1 pseudogene is annotated in these 676 nt (G+C 42.2%); it reads right to left on the minus strand.

The annotated features are described in order from the left end of the window. Window positions 1-124 precede the first annotated feature (124 nt). Window positions 125-595, minus strand: a pseudogene (locus tag QL982_RS14490) (DUF1853 family protein); the annotation flags it as partial. Between the last annotated feature and the right edge of the window lie 81 nt (window positions 596-676).

Genomic DNA, 676 nt, shown 5'->3' on the forward strand with positions numbered 1-676 from the left:
CAAGGAAGAAATTGCCGTCAATATGAACATATTGGCAAAATTGCTGACGATGTTTAGCAAAATTTAGCCATTTTAAGACCACTAAATTTATTAATGTGCTAATTGATGACACGCCCTAGGTTAGCTAAGACGCTTCATCTATTTGGTTTGGTTGTTTGGGACAAATCACGATTAGTCTATCTCCCACAAAATATAACCCTGTCGCAGGCGGCTCACTATCTGACCAAGCTGTTTGCGTTTGACGCTCATCATAAAAGCCACGCTTGGTGAACCATTCTATATAATGCGCGGCTCGTAATTGTGTCATGTCGATGGTAGCGAGAGTGGGAATGTCATTCTTATCGCACCATTCATGCATCGGAAAGCTCGGTGCTAGCCAAGCAGGGTAGCTAAAGTTATTGATATTTATTGGCAAAAAGAATCGTCCTTTTATAATGCCATAACGTTTATCAATTTTAACTTGCCCATGATTGTCCGTCTCTACCCACACTGCCCGAAATTGCTTGGTCTGCATGTGCGTCATCTTGCGCTGTAGGTTGTCATTGGCATTAATCCCCACCCAGTTCACAGGTTCAAAAGGGGCTGATCCCATAAAAAACTTGGTGGTGTATCAAAAAGTATGCTGAGGAATTAAAGGAGGGGTGACAGCCGAAGCAAGATGATATATTTGAGGTTA

It is taken from the genome of Psychrobacter sp. 5A.1, from assembly GCF_030407455.1.
Classification (GTDB): domain Bacteria; phylum Pseudomonadota; class Gammaproteobacteria; order Pseudomonadales; family Moraxellaceae; genus Psychrobacter.